8 protein-coding genes are annotated in these 6231 nt (G+C 66.5%); 3 read left to right on the top strand and 5 right to left on the bottom strand.

Features of this window, described 5'->3' with window-relative positions; translation table 11 throughout:
- Positions 1 to 247: 247 nt before the first annotated feature.
- The gene (locus ACX80X_RS20880) at positions 248 to 1063 is read right to left on the bottom strand and encodes an MBL fold metallo-hydrolase (RefSeq protein WP_058931525.1); all 816 of its coding nucleotides are present in this window, start codon (positions 1061 to 1063) and stop codon (positions 248 to 250) included.
- Between the two features lie 166 nt (positions 1064 to 1229).
- Here ACX80X_RS20880 and ACX80X_RS20875 point away from each other — a divergent pair, with 166 nt between their 5' ends.
- From ACX80X_RS20875 to ACX80X_RS20865, 3 genes are all read left to right on the top strand, one after another.
- On the top strand, positions 1230 to 1370 hold the full coding sequence (locus tag ACX80X_RS20875; RefSeq protein WP_459308210.1) for a hypothetical protein: 141 nt from the start codon (positions 1230 to 1232) through the stop codon (positions 1368 to 1370).
- A gap of 114 nt (positions 1371 to 1484) precedes the next feature.
- Complete coding sequence (locus ACX80X_RS20870) at positions 1485 to 1589, top strand: type II toxin-antitoxin system HicA family toxin (protein ID WP_459308208.1); 105 nt, start codon at positions 1485 to 1487, stop codon at positions 1587 to 1589.
- The gene (locus ACX80X_RS20865; RefSeq protein WP_459313271.1) at positions 1586 to 1957 is read left to right on the top strand and encodes a hypothetical protein; all 372 of its coding nucleotides are present in this window, start codon (positions 1586 to 1588) and stop codon (positions 1955 to 1957) included. Before ACX80X_RS20870 ends, ACX80X_RS20865 begins: the two co-directional genes overlap by 4 nt.
- Positions 1958 to 2378: 421 nt before the next feature.
- On the opposite strand, the gene ACX80X_RS20860 is transcribed toward ACX80X_RS20865, so the two are convergent.
- From ACX80X_RS20860 to ACX80X_RS20845, 4 genes are all read right to left on the bottom strand, one after another.
- Entirely contained in the window at positions 2379 to 3665 is a 1287-nt protein-coding gene (locus ACX80X_RS20860; RefSeq protein ID WP_459313269.1) for an MFS transporter, read from the bottom strand.
- Positions 3666 to 3696: 31 nt separating this feature from the next.
- On the bottom strand, positions 3697 to 5181 hold the full coding sequence (locus ACX80X_RS20855) for a multicopper oxidase family protein (RefSeq protein WP_459313267.1): 1485 nt from the start codon (positions 5179 to 5181) through the stop codon (positions 3697 to 3699).
- Positions 5178 to 5450 carry an SHOCT domain-containing protein gene (locus tag ACX80X_RS20850; protein ID WP_459313265.1) on the bottom strand — a complete coding sequence of 91 codons (273 nt, stop codon included), beginning with the start codon at positions 5448 to 5450 and terminating at the stop codon, positions 5178 to 5180. The genes ACX80X_RS20855 and ACX80X_RS20850 overlap by 4 nt, the downstream gene beginning before the upstream one ends.
- 80 nt (positions 5451 to 5530) lie before the next feature.
- Positions 5531 to 6231: rhodanese-like domain-containing protein (locus tag ACX80X_RS20845; RefSeq protein WP_459313263.1), on the bottom strand; the 701-nt coding region annotated here is incomplete at its 5' end.

Below are 6231 nucleotides of genomic sequence, written 5' to 3'. Positions count from 1 at the left end.
GCAAGACTTGACTCACTTCTAACAAGGGCTGCGCCTATTCACCTGAACGCAACGCCGGGATACGGGTTGACATCACCGTGCAGACCTTAACCGAACGGCATTGATCCTAACGGGCCCCTCCTCGGCCGCTTTGAAGACGTTCGCCGAATTGCGGGATAGCTCGGAGGACTGGGCGGTGCGTGAAATGGTGGGGCTGGACATACCTTCATTATTCGGAACGTGTTCTGAATAATGAAGGGCCTCGGGGCTAGTGCAGCGGCCGCGTCTCCTGCAGGCGCTTGATGAACCAGCGTGACTGCTCCGGGCCGTAGGGCAGCACGGGGATGGCCTTGGTGGCGTCGGTGGGGGTTTCGCGGATGGACTGCTGGGCCTGGCGGACGGCGGTGGTCATGGTGTTGGCCATGGTCTTGACGAACTGGTCACTGCAGGGCTGGCCGTGGCCGGGGATCAGGAACTCGTAGCGGTGGCGCAGGGCGGAGATGTGGCGCAGGCTGTCGGCCCATTCCTCCGGGTAGGAGTCCTCGAAGGACGGGTGCGCGCCCTGCTCCACGAGGTCGCCCACAAAGAGGGTGGTGGGCGTGCCCACCAGGAGGTCGCCGTCGGTGTGGCCGCGGCCCAGGTAGAAGAGGGTCACGGTGATTCCGCCCAGGTCCACCAGCACGGGCTGGTCCTTGACGATGGCGTTGGGCACCACCAGTTCCACATTCTCGCCCTCGCCCGTGGACATCTCCGGCTCCAGCGTTCCCACGAACCGGCGCTGCAGGTCCCCGTGGTCGTCGATCTCCTGGGCGCAGTTTTCGTGTGCCCAGAACTCGGTGGCGCCGTCGGACGCGAACACGGCGTTGCCGAAGAAGTGGTCATAGTGCGCGTGCGTGTTGACCACCACCAGGGGCAAAGAGGTCTTCTCCCGCACCGCGTCCAGGATCTCGCGCCCCTGCCGCGGCCCGCAGCCGGTATCGACCACCATGGCACGCTCGGAGCCCACAATCAGGCCGGTGTTCAGCAGTGATCCTTCGGTGACCAGCACGTAGTTGTCCGCGCCGACGTCGAGCCATTCTGACATTGTTTCTCCGTACCTCCGGAAAGCGACTGCGTTCTTCTTGGCCCCGATTCTACCCGCGGGCCCTTGGAGTTTCCGGGATGCGGGACGCGGTCCGGGCCACATGTGGAGATCCACATTCCTAGCCGGGATTTCGCCTTAAATCCATCGAACTGCGTAACATCTCGCTATGCAGACAAAACAACACGCGTGCTTCTGTGATCACTGCGGCAGGATCACGAACCACGTGACCCGCTATGTAAAGGCCGACGGCGGTGGCCAGCTGATCGCGACGGTGCGGTGCGCTGAGCATGCAGAGGAAGCCGTCTGACGCTGAGGTGCAAGTTCGCCAAGACAAAGTCTATGGTGGACTAGACTGCCACGGCTAGTCCACTATAGACTTTTCCCGTGATGAAGCACCGAGGAAGGTGGAAGGCACACACGCGTGAACATCGGCGAGAATACGACGTTTGTGCCGCGCCACAATGAAATCGGCGAGAAGCTCGCCAAGCAAATCATGAAGCAGGCCAAGGGAGAGGACACCAAATGAAACTAGAAGTAACGGCCAGCCGGGACGGCCGGTTCTGGTACGTGGAATCCTCCCAAATCGACGGGCTTACCACTCATGCCCGCACGGTCGCCGAGATCCCCGAAATGGTCCGCGATCTTGCGGCCATGATCACGGGACGCCCTGAATCCGACTTCGACGTCGAAGTCACATTCGACACGCCTGAAGTCGCAGCCCACCTCCGCCAAGCGCGTGAGCTAGCTGCCAGGTCCGATGAGCTGAAGGCGGCATCAGCCAAGGAACGCCACGAGGCGGCCATGGTCCTGAAGCGGCAAGGTGTCACCGTCCGCGACATCGGCGCGGTACTTGGCGTCTCACACCAGCGAGCGCAACAGCTCGTCACCCACTAACCGCGCCACGACCGTTCGACTGCGGGGGACAGCGGTTCTCCGCGTCCCGTTAACCGGCACTGAGTTTGTCCGCATCGCCTCCCTACTGCGCCCGGCGCCTGAAATGCCCTTCGACGAACCGCCCTCTTCTGGTGTGCGGATGTACCCAGACTTCACCGGCAGCCCTGCCTGGCTGCCTGCCGCAAGGCCGATGATGGTTGGGCTGCTGTCGTACAGGTCCGTGGCGCGAGCCCGGTGCTCCCACTCGAAGGCTTTCGCCATGAAGTCCAGCGCGCCAGGGCGAACGCCTGATGCCTGTGCGTCCTCGCGCCAGTGCGAGACGGCCGCGTCCACGATCCGAATTCGCTGGACTGCTTCATGCCGGGTCGGCCTAACCGACCTGGGCATCCCGGTCATCCGTCCTAGAAGTGGTTCCACTCGTTCATCCCTGGCCGCGGTGGTCGCTGCCTCGCATCCGTGCGGCCACGATGATGCCGGAGAGCGCAGTCAGGCCGGCGACGACAGCGACGGCTGCCGGGATGCCGTAGGCGTCGGCGATGATGCCGGAGAGCAGGGCGCCGACGGCGAAGCCGCCGTCGCGCCATAGCCGGTAGATGCCGACTGACCTGGCCCGCCATTCGGGGTGGGCGACATCGCCGATCGCTGCAAGCAATGTGGGGTAGACCATGGCGGTGCCGGCACCGAGCAGGACGACGGCGGCAAGCCAGGTTCCGAAGTCATTTCCGAGGGCGACCATACCGAGCGCCAGGGCTTGGACGAGCATGCCTCCGGCGATCAGCGGTTTGCGCCCGATCCGGTCCGAGAGGGCGCCGGTGATCAGTTGACCGGCGCCCCAGACGGCCGGGTAGACGGCAGCGAGGATGCCGATGCGTTCGATGCTGAGCCCTGCTGCGGCGAACAGGACGGGGAACAGCCCCCAGGCCAGGCCGTCGTTGAGGTTGTTCACCATCCCGGCCTGGCTGACGGAGGACAGGGACTTGTCGCGGAAGCTGGTCAGGGTGAAGACGTCCCGGTTGCTCAGCCCGGCCCGGGTTCCCGCGTGGACCGGGACGTGTGTGGCGGCTTCGGTTTTGGCGTGGTGGTGTGTTTCACGGATGGTCAGTACGGACAGGCCGAGGCCGACGGCGATGAAGGCTGCGCCGAGCAGGAAGGGCCCGGGGCGCAGTCCGTAGGAGGAAGCGATGTAACCGGTGGCCAGTGCGGTGCCTGCGACGCCGAGGTAGCCGGCCGCTTCATTCAGCCCCATTGCCAGGCCGCGGCGTTCGGGACCCACGAGGTCCATTTTCATCATCACGGTGGTGGACCAGGTCAGGCCCTGGCTGATGCCCAGAACCACGTTGGCTGTGACGATCCAGCCCCAGGAAGGCCCGAAGATCAGCAGGAGGGGCACCGGAAGGGCGATGAGCCAGCCGGCGACCAGGACCGGCTTGCGGCCGTAACGGTCCGAAAGGGTCCCGGCGAAGTAGTTGGTCGCGGCTTTGGCCAGACCGAACGCCAGGATATAGGTCAGGGCGGAGGTGTACTCATCGAGGTGGAAGACCTGTCCGGCGAGCAGCGGCAGCACGGTGCGTTCCTGGCCGAGGGTGCCGCCGACCAGGGCGTTGACGGCGACGAGGAGCATGAACTGGGCCAGGTTCTGCCGCAGTCCCAGCGTGATGACCTCGGTTGTCCGAGGCTGCTGGCGGGAGGCGGTGTTGCCTAGGGCCATTGGCGGATCCTGTCAGTGTTAGGCGTGCCGGTCAGCGGGCTTGGACGGTGGCCATCATGCCTTGGTCTTCGTGGTCCAGAATGTGGCAGTGGATCACGGTGCGGCCGGCGAAGTCGTCGAAGGCCACCCGGACTTTCACTTGGCTGCGGGCGGGGACGTTGACCACGTCCTGCCATTTGGGCCTGGTCACGTCGCGGTCGCCGTCCTGGACGATCTGCATGGGCCACACATGCAGGTGGATGGGGTGGTCCATGGGGCTGGAGTTGGTCAGGGTCCACTCCTCCACGGTCCCGGCTGCGGCCGTCTCGTCGAGCCGTTCGGGGTCGAACTCCCGTCCGTTGATGGTGAAGGCCATCATGGTGCCCTGTCCGCTGCCCATTCCCGCGCCCATGTTTCCATTCATGCCCATGGCGAAGTTCAGGGTGCGGGCGGCGGTGACCGGTTCGTTCCGTAGATCGCGCAGGGGCCGGCCCTCGGGCACGGGCCCGGGGTCAGTGCCCGCGCTTCCCGAGACGGCCAGGGTGAGCAGTTCGACCGGGCCGTCACCGGATTCGTTGTCGCCCCTCATGGCCCCGCCGATCATGGCGTTCATGCTGCCGCGGTCCAGGGCGGCAGCCGTGAGGGTGGAGGATCCGTCGCGGGTTTCCACGAGCAGCTCTACGCGGTTGCCGGGGGCGAGAACCACTTCGGTGACGTCCTCTGGGATCGGCAGGCGTCCGAGGTCCCTGCTGAGCAGCCGGACCTGCTGTCCGTCAAGTGCCAGGCGCAGGTACCGGGAGGGGCAGGCGTTGATGATCCGCCACCGCTCCCGTTCTCCGGGCGCGGCGCGCAGTTGCGGGCGGAGTTGCCCGTTGACCAGGACGATCTCTCCCTCACGTCCCATCATCTGCTGCAACTGGTCCGCCTCGGCGAGATTGCCGGCAGCGTCGAGGGACAGGTCAGAGACCACGAGCACCCGCTCCCGGGTGACCGGAACCGGGTCGGGGTCCTCCACCACGATGGCCCCGTAGAGGCCGGCGGCGACCTGGTCGGCGGCGTGCCCGTGGCGGTGCGGGTGGTACCAGTAGGTACCAGGCGGGTGGTCCTCGGGCAGGGTGAACTCGTAGTCGAAGGACCCGCCCGGGTCAATGCTTACGAACGGGTTGTCACTGTTGCCCTGTGGGGAGACGTGCAGTCCGTGCACGTGCAGGTTCGTGGGAGCCCGCAGCCCGTTGCGCAGTGTGACCCGGATCGTGTCGCCCGCGCGGACCCGCAGGGTCGGACCGGGCAGTGAGCCGTTGAACGCCTGGACGGAGGCATCCCGCCCGCCGACCCGGACCCGTGCCGGCGCGGCGGTCAGGTCCAGCTCCAGCACCCGGTCGCGGCTGGCCAGCACCTGGGGTTCGGTCAGGCCCTCACCCCCGGTGTATCCGGGTCCGTTGCCGGTGGTCAGCCACAGCCCTGCGCCGCCGGCAGCCGTAGCGCCGGCCCCTACCGCACCCAGTGCCAGCAGCTGGCGGCGTGTCAGCGGCCTCACCGGCCGTCCTCCTCCAGTATCCGTCGCCGTTCCTGGTATTCCTCGGTGCTGATCTCCCCGCGGGCGTAACGCTCCTCAAGGATCTCCTTGGCCCGGGCAGGGCCCGCACCCGTGCGCGGTGGTCCCTGCCCATCGGTGGGCGCGTTACCGCCGGCGTTGCGGGTGAAGGCTTTGACCAGCACCACGGCGAGCGTGACCCCGCCTGCGATCAGCAGAAGCCAGAAGATCCAAGCAAGCCCCATCCCGCCCATATCAAAGCCGTTCACCATGAAGGGTTCCTTGTCTCTTTCGTACACGGCCAGGCCGTTCCTGACCGCAGGTTATCCGGGACGCGCTGATGCCGGTGGTTCTAGGCCCTGGCTGACTGACGGGAGTTCTGCCAGGCGTCCCAGGCGGCGTAGCTGCCGTCGAGTTCGACGACGTCGTACCCGGCGCGGCGCAGGGCGCTGGCCGCGACGGAGTTCCGGACCCCGGACTGGCAGTAGGTCACGATGGTGCCTTCGGCCGGAAGCTGGTCCAGGTGCCACATGGCGCGGCCGCCGCTGAGCTGGTGGGAGCCGGGGATGTGCCCGGCGGTGTGCTCGGTGCGGTTGCGGACATCCAGCACCATGGCCGCATCGAAGCTGCCCAGTTCTTCGGGCCGGATCAGGGGCGGGGTGCTGACGGGCAGCCCGTCGATGGTGGTGACGTAGCCGGCGACGTTGTCGATGCCGACGCGGACCAGGTGGTCCCACATATCCTGGGCCTGTTCCTGCCCGGCGGCGAGCAGCACCNCGAGCGGGTTCTTGTCGGTTTCCGGGTTCACGACCCAGGCGCCGTAGCTGGCCACGGACTTGCCGGCGGGAACGTTCAAGGAGCGGGTGACGGTGCCTTCGTGGACTTCGGTGTTGGGGCGGGTGTCGATGAAGGTGACGGTGTCCTGGGCGAGGTCCCTCGCGACGCCGGCCGGGTCCAGTTCCTGAAGCGGGGTGCGTTCGCCCATGACCGCCGGGCCTTCACGGTTTTCGCGCTTCATCCGTCCGAAGTAGGCGTGGGCGTCGGGCTGGCCGT

The sequence above is a fragment of the Pseudarthrobacter sp. MDT3-1 genome (genome assembly GCF_054510755.1).
Note: the sequence above shows the minus strand (reverse complement) of the source record. Positions and strands in the feature narration are given on the sequence as shown.